This window comes from Pseudomonas sp. EA_65y_Pfl2_P74 (genome assembly GCF_963970575.1).
GTDB lineage: Bacteria > Pseudomonadota > Gammaproteobacteria > Pseudomonadales > Pseudomonadaceae > Aquipseudomonas > Aquipseudomonas baetica_A.
The window spans coordinates 51024-65583 of record NZ_CAXAOQ010000032.1 but is presented as its reverse complement, the minus strand read 5'-3'; the positions used below and the strand labels follow the sequence as shown (position 1 = coordinate 65583).

The window sequence follows — 14560 nt, the reverse complement described above, 5'->3', positions numbered from 1 at the left end:
TGTAAGGACATCTCAGGATTTGTCGGACGCGTATTCGTAGTTGTAATAGCCGTAGCCGCCATTGCCGTAGTAACTGGCTGCGCGCTTCTCGACGCCGTTGAACACCGCGCCCTTCAACTCGATACCGTTCTGGGCAAAGCGGCGAATGGTCAACTCGATCTCTTTGGCCGGGTTCACGCCAAAGCGCGTGACGATCAGGCTGATGCCGGCTTCACGGCCGACAATCGCCGCGTCGGTCACGGCCAGTAGCGGCGGCGTATCGATGATCACCACGTCATACATCTCGCTGAGTTGCGCCAGCAGTTCGCGGAAGTTGACGTGCATCAACAGCTCGGAAGGATTGGGCGGCACCTGCCCGCGACTGATGAAGTGCAGGTTGTCGACTTCGATTTTATTGATCGCCTGCTCGATGCTGCAGCGCTTGACCAGCAGGTCCGACAGACCATTGCTGATCGGGGTATTGAGGGTTTTGTGCAAATGCCCTTTGCGCATGTCGGCATCGATCAGCACCACACGCTGACCGCTCTGGGCCATGACTGCGGCGAGGTTGGAGGAGACGAACGTCTTGCCGACTTGCGGGCTCGGCCCGGAAATCATGATGCGGTTGTTGGTCGAATCCAGCCCGGCGAAGTGCAGGCAGGTGCGCAGGCTGCGGATCGACTCGATGGACAGGTCCGTGGGGTTGCGCAGGGCCAACAGGTACGCCGGTTTATCGACGCCATCACGCGCGCGACCTTTCTTACCGTCCTCCTCCTGCTGCAGGGTGCTGTAAGGGATCGACGCGTACACCGGCAAACCGAGTTGTTCAATGGCTTCTGGCCCTTCCAGGCCGCGACTCAGCGACTTGCGCAGCAACACCAGCGCGACGCCGACAAAGGCGCCCAGGAAAGTGGCGATGAGCACAATCAGGGCTTTTTTCGGTTTGACCGGACTGGTCAGGTCGACGTCCGCCGTGTCGATCAAGCGCACGTTGCCTACCGCACCCGCGCGGACGATGTCCAGCTCCTGGGATTTGTTCAGCAGTTGCGTGTAGATCTGCGAGGCGACTTCAACATCGCGGGTCAGGTTCAACAACTCCTGCTGTGTGGCCGGCAGATCGCCGACTTTGCTCTCCAGCGACTTCTGTTGCTGGGTCAGTTCGGCGATCTGCGACATCAACGCACGGTAGGCCGGATGCTGTCGGGTGAACTTGCGATCCATCTCCGCCTGCTGCATTTTCAATTCGGAGATGCGCGTGTCCAGCGCAACGGTCTGGCCCAGTACCGATTGGGTTTCCAGGGAGATGTTCACCGTTTTGCCGCGGGTCTGATAGGCGTTGAGCGCATCACTGGCCTTGGCCAGATCGCGCTTGACCTGAGGCAGTTGGCTCTGCAGGAAGGCCAGGCTCTGCGCCGCTTCCGCCGAGGTGCGCTGCACGTTCTGCTGCACATACAGCGCCGCGATCTTGTTGAGGATTTTTACGGCCTCGGGCGCGTCGGAGCTGGCCAGGGCCAGACGAATAATCCCCGACTCCTTGCCTTGCTCGGAGATATCCAGCGCATCCTGATAACCCTGGATGGTCACGATTCGAGGGTTGCGCACCACTTCGAAGCGCGTGCCGGGGTTCGCCGAGAGTTGTGCGATCAGCCCTTCAACGCCCTCTTCAACGAAGGCTTCGCCAGCCACGCCTTGCGCCAGCAGGTTGTCGTTATCATCGAACAACTGGAAACGCTGCTGTTCGCCGGCGATCAGCGTGAGCTTCTTGCCCAGCAACGCGTTCGGCAGCGTGAGCCGAGCGATCTCCACGCGTTCACCGCCCCAGGCGTAGCTGTTCAGGCCAAAACGCGGTGGCGCCACGCTGAACGCCGTCTCGCCGCGATAACGGCGAGCGAGAAAAGCGCCAATCAGCGGGAAGGTCTTGGGGGTGACATCGATATCCAGACGCAGATCGTCGACGGTTTTGCCAATCACGGCGCGGGATTTGATGATGCCGATTTCGGTCACCGACGGCGATTGCCCACCGAGCATGCTGTTGAGATCGGCGAAACCGAGCATGTCGTTCTTTTTCGGCTCGACCTGAACCAGCGCGTTCGCCAGATACACCGGCGTGGCCAGCACTGCATAGGCAACGCCGGTGACCATAAAGGCGCCGGTCAGTGCGCCAATCAACCATTTCTGGTCAATCAGACTGCCGAATATGCCGAGTAGATCAATACTGTCTTGATCATTGCTTCGGGTGCCGATTACTGACGGTAACTGCATAAGTCTGTTCTTACCATTCATTGATCTGAAGAATATTCATCAACGCGCGAGACGTTGTGCCCAAGAGCTGACAGCATCTTCAATCAATGCATGGGCATGAATAAAAGCGGCCTTGCCTTGACGGTACGGATCTTGTATTTCGCGCTCGCTCTGCCACTTACCGAGCAAAAACACTTTGCCTCTCGCATGAGAGGCCATGTTCAATACTTGTTTTACATGCTCTTTTTCCATCACCAGAATAAGGTCTGATTCATTAACGATGTCCGAGGTCAGTTGCCGCGCCTTGAAACCCTCGGCGCAATGCCCGTGGTCTTCCAGCACCTGACGGGCCGAGGCCTCTATGGATTCGCCAACCCGCGCGGCGAGGCCGGCGGAGGAAACCGTGATTGATGAGGGGGCCAGCGCGTTACGCAGCATGAGCTCTGCTGTCGGACTTCGGCATATATTGCCCACGCAGACGACAAGGATCTTTCTGAACAAGGTGTACTTTCCTGTGTAATATCAAACTGCCAACATCTAGAGCGGTTTAAATGAACCCGCTAGATCTTCCCGCACTCAGAAATAGATTCGCCCTGTTAATACAGCGTATTAAGTACCACAGCCCTAAAAGCGCCCCAACCAGAATTACCGGACCAAAAATAACTGTGATTTTCAGATAATGAATTACTGACAAAAAATAACACTCACGCACTTAGCGCTCTTGTTAGTTTCAAAACGAATGTCACGAGATCACTATTCGCTGTTGTCACTTCTCATTGGAGATCAGACATGAAATCCGCCCATCTCATACGATTCAGTGCCTCGGCGTTATTGGCGCTCAGTGCCGCCACTCACGTGCAGGCCAGTGATCTGTTTCCCAACCTTCCCGCCAGGACCATCGGTGTTCAGGTGAAGATCCAGAACTTTTCCGCCGACGACGCTGCACACATCAAAGCCGCAGGCTTCAGCTTTGTGCGTTTCGGTGTGTGGAGCGACAGTCTCAGCGCCAGGGCGTATCAGCAGCAGGTCAGCGATGCTTTTGCGGCGGCCGGTTCCGCTGGTTTGCCGGTCCTGTTGACCGTGCGCGCGATCAAACCGCTGACCGCGACGCCCGGCAACACCCGTCAACTGAAGGCCGCCGGCGATTCGTTTGCCAATGTGTTGGCGGGCCTGGAAGACGCCTACAGCGCGCAACTGGTCGCGACTGAAATCTGGAATGAACCGGACCTCGAAACCTACTGGCCGACGCGCCATTTCGACACAACATTTGTGCCGTTCATGAGCGCGGTGTGCAAATCCCTGCAAGGCAAACCCCAATCCACGCCACGGGTCGGTTACGGCTTCGCCCGCGCGCCAACGGCGGGATCGGCTTCGACCGTTGCGCTAAACCGCATCGTCAGTGAGTACCCCAAATGCCTGAACGCCATTTCCTATCACCCCTACGGCATGACGCCGGCGCAGATCAGCAACGCGCAGGCCTTTATTCAACAGAACTTCCATTTGCCGGGCGTTATCAGTGAGTGGGGTATATCGGCACTCACCTCCAACGGTGGGAACGCCGGACAAGCCAGCAAAATCAGTGCGTTCATCGCCGATGTAAAAAAGCTCAACATCCCGCTGACATCAATATACGAATGGAAGAACAGCGATTCGGGCAGCAATGATCGCGAGAAGAACTTCGGTTTTCTGACCTCGGGCGGTCAGCCGAAACCGGCGAAAACGGCCGCCGCAACGCTCTTGAATGCTCAGTAGGCGTGGCGTAACCGATCTGTGCGCAGGTCGGTTGCTTTGAACCTGTGGGCGGTTTCGCTATCGAACTCATCGATACCGCGCCCTACCTTTCAAACAATCGTTTTCAGGTTGTTGCCGCAGGGGCCGTCGATACACGCACCCGCCCTTGAGTGGCTGTCAGCGCTCGGGTAATGTCGTCAAACCCACAGGACAGAGCACACACATGACTTCCAAGCTGGAACAACTCAAACAAATCACCACCGTGGTTGCCGACACCGGCGACTTCGAAGCGATCGCCCGGGTTAAACCGGTCGATGCCACCACCAACCCATCCCTGCTGCTCAAAGCGGCAGCCATCCCCGCTTATGCCCAATTGCTGAATGCTTGCGTCAGCGACTGCAAGGGTGATGTCGGCCTGGCCAGCGACCGTTTCGGCGTCGCGGTGGGCCAGGAAATTCTCAAGGTTATCCCGGGCCGTATCTCCACCGAAGTGGATGCGCGCCTGTCGTTCGATCAGCAAGGTGTACTCAAGCGTGCGCATCGCTTGATCGAGTTGTATGACAAGGCTGGCATTGGCCGCGATCGCGTGCTGATCAAGATCGCCTCGACCTGGGAAGGTATCCGCGCTGCCGAGGTCCTCGAAAAGGAAGGCATCCAGACCAACCTGACGTTGCTGTTCTCCTTCGCTCAAGCGGCGGCATGTGCCGATGCCGGCGTGTTCCTGATCTCGCCGTTCGTAGGCCGCATCTACGACTGGTACAAGAAGGCCAACGGCAACGACTACACCGGCGCCGACGATCCGGGCGTGCAGTCCGTGACGCGCATCTACAACTACTACAAGGCCAATGACTACAAGACCGTGGTCATGGGTGCGAGCTTCCGCAACCTGAACCAGATTGAGCAACTGGCCGGTTGCGACCGTCTGACCATCAGCCCGGACCTGATCGACAAGCTGGCGGCGGACTCTGGCAAGCTTGAGCGCAAACTGGCGCCAGGCAATGCCGGTGAAGCACGTCTGAGCCTGAACGAAGCGCAATTTCGCTGGTTGTCCAACGAGGACGCGATGGCGACCGAAAAACTGGCCGAAGGTATTCGTCAGTTCGCTCGCGACCAGGAGAAGCTTGAGGCGCTGTTGCAAGCCAAACTGTGATTTGACTGAGTGAAATGCAAAAAGGGCGAACCCTAACAGGTTCGCCCTTTTTCATTGCACCAGCACTGGCAAATGTAACGTCAGATTTGACGCTTTCGCGAGCAAGCAAACTCCCGAAGGTCTTTTTTTGCTCGACACAGATCAAAAGTGGGAGCGGGCTTGCTCGCGAAGGGGCCTGGCCAGGCAACCTGATTTCAGAGGATCAATGGCGTTCGAGGGCATTCACCAGGTCATGGAAAGCTTCACGGTTGGAATCGTTCAGCCCCATGAGGATCTTGTGCGCTTCAAGCACCTTGATCCGCACCACCTCTTCCGACTGATCCTGATCAGGCAGATCGTCCAGGCACTCCGGGCAAGGCACCGGGTGATTGACGATGTTGAACACCTGCTCGAAGCCCATCGATTGCAGCAGTCGGGTGATGTCATCGTGGGTGGTGACGACGGTCGGCAGCAGGCCGACCTTCTGCCGCGACAGGATCGACAGTTTGGCCAACAGCCCCAACGTGGTGCTGTCGATGCTGCGGGTTTCGGTCAAATCGATCACGATCGCGTTGAAGTTCAGCGCGGTGAAGATTTTCTCAATAGTCGCATCCAACGCCGAACACAGGGTCAGGCGAACTTCACCGACGAACTTCAGGACGAAGGTGCCGTCCTGCTCGGCGAACTGGATTCTACCGGTACTCATTGAAGGTTCCTGCTCAACACCAACAGGGCGATATCATCCGGCATCTCCCCTAGCGTGGCCAATCCAAACACTTGCCGCAGACCATCCAGGCTGCCGCCCGCTGACTTCACCCGCTCGGGCAAAGCCGCTTCTTTTTCTTTGAGCGTAGGTTCTGGCAAAAGGTCCAGAATACCGTCAGACATCAGCGTCAGGCTGAACGTCGGTGGCAGCTCAAGTACGTGATCTTCGTAGGCGGCTTCATTGAAAAGGCCTACCGGCAGACCACGCCCTTCGAGGTAACGAACACTGTCAGGCGTGTACAACACAGGCAAAGGCAGATGGCCGCCAATGCTATAGGTCAACAAACCGGTCTCCTCGTCGATGACTCCACCGACCATTGTGACGTGTTTGCCCAGCTTACAACTGATCAGCCCCCGGTTGATATGACCAAGAACCTGCGAAGGCTTGAATTCCGGCAACGTGCCGTTGCGCTTGGACTCGAACAGCAGACGCGTGGTCATGAACTTCAGCAGCACCGTCACAAACGCTGAAGAGGCGCCATGACCTGATACATCTGCCAGGTAAAACGCGACCCGGCGCTCGTCGACACGGAAATAGTCGACAAAATCACCGGACAGGTACAGCGACGGAATGATCTGATGAGCAAACCTGAGCTCGTCAATGCTCCACGGGCTTTCCGGCAGCATGTTCATCTGCACCTGGCGACCGGCGTTCTGGTCTTCCTGGAGCAGACTCAGGCTGGCCTCAAGCTCGCGATTGGCCTTTTCCAGCTTCTCGCGGTAGCGCTGATTTTCCAGCAGCAGACGCGCGCGATCCAGGGCCCGGCGCACGGAGTGCTCGAGCACGGCCAGATCTTCGAGAGGCTTGATCAGGTAATCCGCCGCACCGAGACGCAGGGCCTCGACAGCGTCGTTCATCACGCCGGCACCGGACACCACGATCACCGGTGTTTGCGGCGATAGCTCGGTGACCTGACGGATAAGTTCGAGACCACCCATCTGCGGCATGCGCAGATCGCAGATGACCAGGTCGGGCGTGTCTTGCTCGAATACCTGAAGACCCTGTTGGCCGTTACTGGCCTGCAGGACGCTGAAACCACTGTCTTCCAAATAGGCGGCGAGGCTCGCGCGCACTACTTCGTCATCATCGATTATCAGCAGCGTGGCACTGGTTTTTGGCATGTGGGCAAACGGCGCCAGAATTAGGTTGGCGTAGCGGGCGGGGCTACAGCCCTGCACTGACTACTGGATTCGCTTTCTAGCCTCTCTGCTGCATCGCTTTCGAGCGTTTGCTCTGCACGACGATTACACCAGAGGTGCCCTTCTAAGGCGCAGACGGTACTCCCATCCGCGGGGTGTTTCAAGCATGTGCCGATGGTCGCTTGACGACTTTACTTGTCAAATCACAGAGAGTTATAAGAACAGCTCAAACCGTAACCCAATGGAAGGACGAAGCCATGAGTCAAACCGGTCGGGACTACAGCGAAAAGCGCGATTTCATCCGTATGCGGGTCGATGCCGATGTCGTATTGATTCACGCAGGTGATCAGGTGTCAGCGGTATGCATCGACCTCTCCAGCAGCGGCATGCAGGTAGAGGCGCCTAGGCAATTTGCGGTCGGCGACCGATTGAGCGTGCGCATCGACTCCGAACATGCCGCGCTCAGCGGGCTTGAAGCCGAGACCGAAGTGGTCTGGGTCCGGGCACAGGATGGCGGCGGCCAAAAGCTCGGTTTGACTATTCTGCAGATGAAATAAGCGCAAACAAAAAAAGGCGGCCCACAGGCCGCCCTCTTCATTTTATCGGTCGAGATTAAAAATCGTCGACGACCTTACCATCCTTCACCTTGAACTCGCGGTTCTGCAGGTAAGCGTTGCGAATGAAGGTGTACTTGTCGCCGCTGATCAGCTTCTCGCTCGACAGCAGGCTGGCACGGGTGTCGACGATGTTCAGGCCGAACACTGAATTACGCACCGGCACATCGTTGATGTAAGGGTAAGGACCGGTATAGCCGTCGACGTATTTAGCAGGCGCGTCACGCAGTGTGCTTGGGCCGAGCAGCGGCAGCATCACGTACGGGCCACTGCCAACCCCCCAGTAGCCGAGCGTCTGGCCAAAATCTTCGTCGCTGCGGTTCAGCCCCATCTTGGTCCCGACATCGAAGAAGCCGAGCAACCCGAACGTGGTGTTGAAGATCAGGCGCGCAGTATCAACGCCCGCCGCTGCCGGTTTGCCCTGCAGAATGTTGTTCGCCAGGTTGGTCACGTCACCCACGTTGCGGAACATGTTGTGGATGCCATCTTCCAGAAATTGCGGCGTCACGAACTCATACCCCTGCGCCAGAGGCTTCAGCGCGTAAGTATCGACGAAGTCGTTGAACCGGAAAATTGGACGGTTGACGCTTTCCCAAGGGTCTTCTTCCGTTGCAGCCTGAGTGGCGAACGGAGCCAGCAGCAGGCCGGCATATACACAAAGCTGAGCGAGCGGGTTGCTCCAGCGCATAGAAAAACTCCTTGGATTTATACTGGCGCGGGCTTCAAGGCCTAGGCGTTAAGAGCGCTAGTATAAGCGCAAAAGGTCTTTTGGGCAGTCTGCGAATGAAGCGACCTGTAGGACGATTCCTGCAACGGCTTTAACGCAGCTGTCATCCAACTGTCACCGGCAGGTCCTAGCCTTACCGCTATTTCAGGGACGTTGCCATGTCACATGCCGAAACTTTGCCCCTCAGCGCGCCCGGCCTGACCGCCGTGCTGTTCGGCCTCAGCGGATGTCTGGTGGATTTCGGTGCCCGTGCCCGCCGACAGGCGGCCATCCTGCCAGAGCACGCCGAGGCCACCCCTGGAGCAATCGATAGCCTGCACAGCTTGCAGCGCCAGCAGATACCATGCGCGTGGCTGGATGAGCTGTCCCCTGCCCTGGCGCAATCGCTGTCAGCCGCCTTACCGAACTGGATCAAACCCGCGCAACATTCAGCAACAATCAATCCATGGCCGGCGCCCAACGCTTGCTGGCAAGCGCTCATGGATTTGAATGTCCACAGTCTGGACGGATGCGTACTGGTCAGCGGCGAGCCACGACTGTTGCAAGCCGGCCTGAATGCCGGGTTATGGACAATCGGTCTCGCCTCCTGCGGCTCGTTGTGCGGCCTGGCGCCGGGGGATTGGCAAGCCTTGAGCCAAAAAGAACGGGAGCAGTTGCGCGGCAAGGCGACCATGCAGTTATTCGGACTCGGCGTGCACTCGGTGATCGATCATTTGGGTGAGCTCCAAACCTGTCTGGCGGACATCAGCCTGCGTCGCCTCAAAGGCGAAAAGCCCTGATCGGGATCATGCAGGCTGGCCGAGAGTGGATTAATCTAAAGGCCAGCCATAGACCTTTGGCGCGCGGCCGCGGTCTATGCCAATGCCTCTCGATAAAAGGAAACCACCATGCCCGCCCGCGAACTGCAAGAACAACTCAATACCCTGCGCGAGCAACTGGAGCAGAATCCACCGCTGTCTGAACATGAGCGCGCTAACCTGCACGACCTGATGCAACAGATCGAAGCGGAACTTGAACTCGAAACCAAAACCCAGGATTCCAACATCGCCGACGGCGTGACCCTGGCGGTTGAACGCTTTGAACTCAAACACCCCGGGATCGCTGGCACGCTGCGCAACATCGTTAATGCGTTGGGCAGCATGGGGATCTGACGCCCTAAACGCAAAAAGCCCTGCCAGCAATGGCAGGGCTTTTTCGTTTTCGCGATTTGAAATGCAGCCTGTTACCAAACGGGATGCTTACTGACGCACCAGTCGATGGTTCGGCAGTTGCACACTCTCAGTGCTGCGATACGGGTTGATATCCAGCCCACCGCGACGCACGTACCGCGCAAATACCGTCAATTTCTCCGGCTTCAGCAACCGCTGCAGATCGAGGAAGATCCGCTCCACGCATTGCTCATGGAAATCCGAGTGCTGGCGGAAGCTGACGATGTATTCCAGCAGACTGGCATGATCCAGCGCCGAGCCACGGTACTCCACCACCACACTGCCCCAGTCTGGCTGACTGGTCACCGGGCAGTTGGATTTGAGCAGATGACTGTGCACGCTCTCTTCGACCATCCGCGATTCATCACACCGCAACAACTCCGGCCGCGGATGCTCGTAGTTGCTGACGCTGATATCCAGATCGTCGATGCACACACCCGGCAGCGCGACGACGCCTTCGGTTTCTACGTCTTTGAGGCTGCGAACCCGCACGCCCACCGGTTTGCCGGCAGCAGCGGACAGATCTTTGGCCAGCGTTGCTTCAAGCGTGGCCACATCAGCGAACGGCGTCTGGTTCAGCGAGTTCAGGTACAGCTTGAACGACTTGGACTCGATGATGTTTGGCGAATCCGCCGGGATACTGAACTCGCCGATCGCGACCACAGGCTTGCCCGAGGGCAGCAGCCACGACAATTCGAAGCAATTCCAGAAATCCACACCTTTATAAGGCAGGGTATCGGCGGTCAGGCCCAGTTCGGCCCATTTCGCGGTGCGCGGAATCGGGAACAGCAACGACGGCGTGTAAGTGGCGATGTATTCGCTGGATTTACCCAGCGGCGAGTGTTCGGCTGCGGGATGCATGGCGGAAACCTGACTGAAGAATCAGCGGATTCTAACAGCCTTTGCTTGCACCTTTGAGTGCTTACTGACTGACAGTCAGTTTGCCGACCATCCCCGCCTGATAATGGCCGGGGATATTGCAGGCAAATTCCAGGTTGGTGGCTTTACTGAAAGTCCAGGTCAACTCAGCGGTTTTGCCCGGCTCGACCAACACACTGTTCGGGTCATCATGCTTCATGCCATGGCTCATCGCCCCGTGATCCATGCCCGCCATGTCGTGGGACATTTCTTTCATGCCGGTAGGCGTGAGCATGCCGCTTTGTTGCATCTGCAACATTTCCTGCTGGTGTTTGGCGTGCATCGCCGCGTCGCCCAGGTTGAATTCGTGCAGCAACTGGCCTTTATTCACCAGCACAAAGCGAACGGTCTCACCGGCCTTGACCTGGATCGTCTTCGGGTCGAACGACAGGTCAGCCATCACCACTTCGATGCTGCGCGTGGCTTTGGCGGCAGGCGCGGGTTCGCCGAAGGCATAGGCGTGTGCCGGCGCGGCCCACACTGGCGAGCTCAACGTCAACAGACACGCGGTCACCGCCAGGGATTTACGCAAAAACATGGTCGTACTCCAACAAGAGAGGGTTCAGCCTGTGGGAAACTTTAGCCGGCCTGCGCTGGCATCTACCTGACAGGCAGATTACAACTTTGTCAGGTTCGCGCTTACCGAGATGCCCCACGGTATAAAGCTTTCGTTCCTACACCCCGAATCAACCCGAGTCGCCCATGAAACTGTTGATCGTCGAAGACCAAGCAAAAACCGGCCAATACCTGCGCCAGGGCCTGACCGAGGCGGGGTTCAATACCCAACTGGTGGCCGACGGCAACAGCGGCCAGCAACTGGCCTTGAGCGGCGACTATGCGTTGCTGATCCTCGATGTCATGCTCCCGGGGCGCAACGGCTGGCAAATCCTGCAAGCGGTACGCAGTGCGGGTCTCGACACACCTGTGCTTTTTCTGACGGCCAAAGACGCCGTGGAAGACAGGGTTCACGGTCTCGAACTGGGTGCCGACGATTACCTGGTCAAGCCTTTCGCCTTTTCCGAGTTGCTGGCCAGAGTGCGCAGCCTGTTGCGTCGCGGCAGCGCCACCGCACAGGAGACCAGCCTGCAATTGGCGGATCTGCGCCTGGACCTGATCCGCCGCAGGGTCGAGCGTAGCGGCCAACGCATTGACCTGACTGCCAAGGAATTCGCCCTGTTGGAAATGCTCCTGCGCCGCCAGGGCGAAGTGCTGCCAAAATCGCTGATCGCCTCGCAGGTCTGGGACATGAATTTCGACAGCGACACCAATGTCATCGAAGTCGCGATTCGCCGCTTGCGCCTGAAGATCGACGACGAGTTCCCCAATAAACTGATCCACACCGTACGCGGCATGGGCTATGTGCTTGAAGAGCGCTCAGCCTGATGCGCCGGTTGTCTTTGAGCTCGCGACTGGCCTTGCTGTTTGCTGCTTGTACCGCCGTGGTGTCGCTGTGTGCCGGGGTCCTGTTCAACCACGCCAGCGAGGCACACTTCGTCGAACTCGATCAGCAGTTGCTGGACGGCAAGCTCATCGGCCTGCGCCGCGCCCTGCAGGATGTTCAACCCGGCCAACGCGAAGCGCGCCTGACCGATGAACTGAGCCGTCAGGCTGATCTGTCGCTGCGCATCAATGGCAGTGACGGCCAACACTGGTACGACAGCTCGACACAGATCCCCAAGCAATTACCGTCACACCTGGGCCTGTCGACGATCCGCAATGATGGCACTGACTACCGCGTACTCAACGCCCCACTCTACCCGGACAACACCGATTCACCGCAACTGACCCTGTTGCTGGACATCACTCATCACCAGCACTTCCTGCAACGCATGCAGCATTTGATCTGGCTGACCGTCGGCCTCTCGGCGCTGGCCACTGCGCTACTGGGCGCCTGGGCCGCACGCAGCGGCTTGCGGCCACTGCGGCAGATGAGTGCGGTGGCCCGTGGGATATCGGCGCAATCGCTCAATGCCCGACTGCCGGAAGCGCAAATGCCGCCAGAGCTTGCGGAAATGGCCCACAGCTTCAACGCCATGCTCGCACGTCTCGACGACTCTTTTCAGCGCCTCTCGGCGTTTTCTGCCGACATTGCCCATGAACTGCGCACGCCGCTTTCCAACCTGCTGACCCACACCCAGGTCACCCTCACCCGCCCACGGCCGATCGAGGATTATCGCGAAGCGCTGCACAGCAACCTCGAAGAACTGCAATGGATGGCGCAACTGGTCAACGACATGCTGTACCTGGCCAAGGCTGACCACGGCTTGCTGATGCCCAAGCGTCAACCGTTGGAACTGGCGGAAGAAGCGGATGCGTTGTTGGAGTTTTTTGCGCCGCTGGCAGAAGACGCCGGGGTGCAATTGAGCCGCGAAGGGAATGCGCGAATCGAGGGTGACCGCAGCATGTTGCGCCGGGCGCTGTCGAATCTGCTGGATAACGCGCTGCGGTTTACGCCGGCCGAAGGCCATGTACGTCTGACCATACTGGATAAGACGAATGTTGTGCGGGTGTCCGTCGAGAACAGTGGTGAAGAGGTTTCGGCTGAGCTGTTGCCACGCTTGTTCGACCGGTTTTATCGGACGGATCCGGCGCGACAGGAAGGTAGCAGTGAACATGCGGGGCTGGGGCTGGCGATTACTCAATCGATTGTCCGGGCGCATGGTGGGCAGATTCATTGCGAATCGGATCAGGGCTGGACGCGGTTTGTGATTGAGTTGCCCAAGAAAGACTGAGATTCATCGTTCCGGCCCCTTCGCGAGCAAGCCCGCACACACTGGATCTGCGTCGTACACAAATCCTCTGTGGAGGCGGGCTTGCTGGCGAAAGCGATATAACAGCTTACGAATATCTCAGCGCATGAGCCGGCTCGATCTTCGCTGCCCGCCACGCCGGATACACCGTCGCCAGGAAACTCAGGATGAACCCGGCGGAACAGATCAACAGCACATCCCCCGCCTGCAATTGCGACGGCAGATTGCTGACGAAATACACATCGGAACTGAAGATGTGCTGCCCAGTCACCCGCTCGACCCAGCCGACCATCTCACTGACGTTCAGCGCCGCGATAACGCCCAGCACGCCACCCATCAGGGTGCCGACAATCCCGATCACCGTGCCCTGCACCATGAAGATTGCCATGATCTGCCGGGGCGTAGCGCCGATGGTACGCAGGATCGCGATGTCCGCGCCCTTGTCGTTCACCACCATGATCAGGGTTGCGATGATGTTGAACGCCGCCACCGCGACGATCATCAGCAACAGCAGACCGATCATGGTTTTTTCCATTTTCATGGCACTGAACAGACTGCCTTGAGTGTGGGTCCAGTCGTCAGCCTTGAAATCGGCGCCCAGACCGGCGGCGATGTCCGCAGAGACCTTCGGCGCCGCGTACAAGTCTTTGACCGCCAGACGCACGCTCTGCACCTGATTCGGCTGCCAATGCTGCATGGTCGCCGCATCGGCGACATGGATCAGCCCCATGGAACCGTCCAGTTCAGCGCCAACCTTGAACACGCCAACCACGTTCAGGCGCTGCATACGCGGAGTGATCCCCCCCGGTGCGGTGCTGACTTCCGGCACGATCAGGGTGATCTTGTCGCCGACATTCAAACGGAAACGGCGGGCGGTGATTTCGCCGATCACCACGCCAAACTCACCGGGTTTCAAGGCATCGAGGCGGCCCTGGACGATGTGCTGGGCAACAATCGACACCTTGCCTTCCTGAGCAGGATCGACGCCGCTGATCTGGATCGGCTGCATCAAGCCCTTGTAGGAGAGCATGCCTTCCATTTCCGTGAACGGCACGGCGGCGGTCACTTCAGGATTTTTCATCGCGGCGGCGGCTACGGGCTGCCAGTCGTCAATCGGCTTGACGCCAACGATGGTCGCGTGAGGCACCATACCGAGGATGCGCGAGCTCATTTCACGCTGGAAGCCGTTCATCACCGACAGCACAACAATCATCGCCAGCACGCCGAGGGCGAGGCCGATCATCGAGGTCATCGAAATGAACGAAACAAAGCGATTGCGGCGCTTGGCTCGGGTATAGCGTGCGCCGATAAAGATCGATAACGGTCTGAACATTCGCTGGGGCACCGTATAAAAATAA

The 14560-nt window shown here is 58.2% G+C and carries 15 protein-coding genes; 7 read left to right on the top strand and 8 right to left on the bottom strand.

The window, feature by feature from the left end; all coding sequences use genetic code 11:
- Positions 1 to 12 precede the first annotated feature (12 nt).
- Positions 13 to 2241: a polysaccharide biosynthesis tyrosine autokinase gene (locus tag AACY18_RS22935; protein WP_339433361.1), complete on the bottom strand. Its 2229-nt coding sequence runs from the start codon at positions 2239 to 2241 to the stop codon at positions 13 to 15.
- A gap of 39 nt (positions 2242 to 2280) precedes the next feature.
- Positions 2281 to 2721 carry a low molecular weight protein-tyrosine-phosphatase gene (locus AACY18_RS22930; protein ID WP_339433362.1) on the bottom strand — a complete coding sequence of 147 codons (441 nt, stop codon included), beginning with the start codon at positions 2719 to 2721 and terminating at the stop codon, positions 2281 to 2283.
- 288 nt (positions 2722 to 3009) lie between these two features.
- On the opposite strand from AACY18_RS22930, the gene AACY18_RS22925 reads away from it, so the two are divergent.
- Together AACY18_RS22925 and tal are read left to right on the top strand one after the other, a co-directional pair.
- Positions 3010 to 3972: a glycosyl hydrolase family 5 gene (locus tag AACY18_RS22925; RefSeq protein WP_339433363.1), complete on the top strand. Its 963-nt coding sequence runs from the start codon at positions 3010 to 3012 to the stop codon at positions 3970 to 3972.
- Between the two features lie 202 nt (positions 3973 to 4174).
- Positions 4175 to 5101 carry a transaldolase gene (gene tal / locus AACY18_RS22920; RefSeq protein ID WP_339433364.1) on the top strand — a complete coding sequence of 309 codons (927 nt, stop codon included), beginning with the start codon at positions 4175 to 4177 and terminating at the stop codon, positions 5099 to 5101.
- 202 nt (positions 5102 to 5303) lie between these two features.
- Here the strand turns inward: tal and rssC are convergent, their stop codons facing one another.
- Positions 5304 to 5786: an anti-sigma factor antagonist RssC gene (gene rssC / locus AACY18_RS22915; RefSeq protein WP_042560140.1), complete on the bottom strand. Its 483-nt coding sequence runs from the start codon at positions 5784 to 5786 to the stop codon at positions 5304 to 5306.
- The gene (gene rssB, locus AACY18_RS22910; protein ID WP_221733203.1) at positions 5783 to 6967 is read right to left on the bottom strand and encodes a two-component system response regulator RssB; all 1185 of its coding nucleotides are present in this window, start codon (positions 6965 to 6967) and stop codon (positions 5783 to 5785) included. The genes rssC and rssB overlap by 4 nt, the downstream gene beginning before the upstream one ends.
- Positions 6968 to 7242: 275 nt before the next feature.
- Between rssB and AACY18_RS22905 the strand changes: the two genes are divergently transcribed.
- The gene (locus AACY18_RS22905; RefSeq protein WP_221733204.1) at positions 7243 to 7542 is read left to right on the top strand and encodes a PilZ domain-containing protein; all 300 of its coding nucleotides are present in this window, start codon (positions 7243 to 7245) and stop codon (positions 7540 to 7542) included.
- Between the two features lie 55 nt (positions 7543 to 7597).
- On the opposite strand, the gene AACY18_RS22900 is transcribed toward AACY18_RS22905, so the two are convergent.
- Positions 7598 to 8287: an MlaA family lipoprotein gene (locus AACY18_RS22900; protein WP_339433365.1), complete on the bottom strand. Its 690-nt coding sequence runs from the start codon at positions 8285 to 8287 to the stop codon at positions 7598 to 7600.
- 197 nt (positions 8288 to 8484) lie between these two features.
- Between AACY18_RS22900 and AACY18_RS22895 the strand changes: the two genes are divergently transcribed.
- Both AACY18_RS22895 and AACY18_RS22890 read left to right on the top strand, forming a co-directional pair.
- On the top strand, positions 8485 to 9105 hold the full coding sequence (locus AACY18_RS22895; RefSeq protein WP_339466204.1) for an HAD family phosphatase: 621 nt from the start codon (positions 8485 to 8487) through the stop codon (positions 9103 to 9105).
- A 108-nt stretch (positions 9106 to 9213) separates the two neighbouring features.
- Entirely contained in the window at positions 9214 to 9477 is a 264-nt protein-coding gene (locus AACY18_RS22890; RefSeq protein WP_339466203.1) for a DUF4404 family protein, read from the top strand.
- Between the two features lie 87 nt (positions 9478 to 9564).
- Here AACY18_RS22890 and queF read toward each other — a convergent pair whose 3' ends face one another.
- Positions 9565 to 10395, bottom strand: coding sequence for an NADPH-dependent 7-cyano-7-deazaguanine reductase QueF (queF, locus tag AACY18_RS22885; RefSeq protein WP_339433368.1), 831 nt, complete (start codon positions 10393 to 10395; stop codon positions 9565 to 9567).
- A 61-nt stretch (positions 10396 to 10456) separates the two neighbouring features.
- The gene (gene copI, locus AACY18_RS22880) at positions 10457 to 10990 is read right to left on the bottom strand and encodes a copper-resistant cuproprotein CopI (RefSeq protein WP_339466201.1); all 534 of its coding nucleotides are present in this window, start codon (positions 10988 to 10990) and stop codon (positions 10457 to 10459) included.
- A 164-nt stretch (positions 10991 to 11154) separates the two neighbouring features.
- Between copI and AACY18_RS22875 the strand changes: the two genes are divergently transcribed.
- On the top strand, positions 11155 to 11835 hold the full coding sequence (locus tag AACY18_RS22875) for a heavy metal response regulator transcription factor (protein WP_339433370.1): 681 nt from the start codon (positions 11155 to 11157) through the stop codon (positions 11833 to 11835).
- Positions 11835 to 13184: a heavy metal sensor histidine kinase gene (locus tag AACY18_RS22870; RefSeq protein WP_339433371.1), complete on the top strand. Its 1350-nt coding sequence runs from the start codon at positions 11835 to 11837 to the stop codon at positions 13182 to 13184. Before AACY18_RS22875 ends, AACY18_RS22870 begins: the two co-directional genes overlap by 1 nt.
- A 106-nt stretch (positions 13185 to 13290) precedes the next feature.
- On the opposite strand, the gene AACY18_RS22865 is transcribed toward AACY18_RS22870, so the two are convergent.
- Complete coding sequence (locus tag AACY18_RS22865) at positions 13291 to 14535, bottom strand: lipoprotein-releasing ABC transporter permease subunit (RefSeq protein ID WP_339433372.1); 1245 nt, start codon at positions 14533 to 14535, stop codon at positions 13291 to 13293.
- Positions 14536 to 14560: the final 25 nt, after the last annotated feature.

Coding starts and splice junctions, on each gene's coding strand:
- AACY18_RS22935 (WP_339433361.1), bottom strand. CDS start 2,241: ATGCAGTTACCGTCAGTAATCGGCACCCGAAGCAATGATCAAGACAGT.
- AACY18_RS22925 (WP_339433363.1), top strand. CDS start 3,010: ATGAAATCCGCCCATCTCATACGATTCAGTGCCTCGGCGTTATTGGCG.
- tal (WP_339433364.1), top strand. CDS start 4,175: ATGACTTCCAAGCTGGAACAACTCAAACAAATCACCACCGTGGTTGCC.
- rssC (WP_042560140.1), bottom strand. CDS start 5,786: ATGAGTACCGGTAGAATCCAGTTCGCCGAGCAGGACGGCACCTTCGTC.
- rssB (WP_221733203.1), bottom strand. CDS start 6,967: ATGCCAAAAACCAGTGCCACGCTGCTGATAATCGATGATGACGAAGTA.
- AACY18_RS22905 (WP_221733204.1), top strand. CDS start 7,243: ATGAGTCAAACCGGTCGGGACTACAGCGAAAAGCGCGATTTCATCCGT.
- AACY18_RS22900 (WP_339433365.1), bottom strand. CDS start 8,287: ATGCGCTGGAGCAACCCGCTCGCTCAGCTTTGTGTATATGCCGGCCTG.
- AACY18_RS22895 (WP_339466204.1), top strand. CDS start 8,485: ATGTCACATGCCGAAACTTTGCCCCTCAGCGCGCCCGGCCTGACCGCC.
- AACY18_RS22890 (WP_339466203.1), top strand. CDS start 9,214: ATGCCCGCCCGCGAACTGCAAGAACAACTCAATACCCTGCGCGAGCAA.
- queF (WP_339433368.1), bottom strand. CDS start 10,395: ATGCATCCCGCAGCCGAACACTCGCCGCTGGGTAAATCCAGCGAATAC.
- copI (WP_339466201.1), bottom strand. CDS start 10,990: ATGTTTTTGCGTAAATCCCTGGCGGTGACCGCGTGTCTGTTGACGTTG.
- AACY18_RS22875 (WP_339433370.1), top strand. CDS start 11,155: ATGAAACTGTTGATCGTCGAAGACCAAGCAAAAACCGGCCAATACCTG.
- AACY18_RS22870 (WP_339433371.1), top strand. CDS start 11,835: ATGCGCCGGTTGTCTTTGAGCTCGCGACTGGCCTTGCTGTTTGCTGCT.
- AACY18_RS22865 (WP_339433372.1), bottom strand. CDS start 14,535: ATGTTCAGACCGTTATCGATCTTTATCGGCGCACGCTATACCCGAGCC.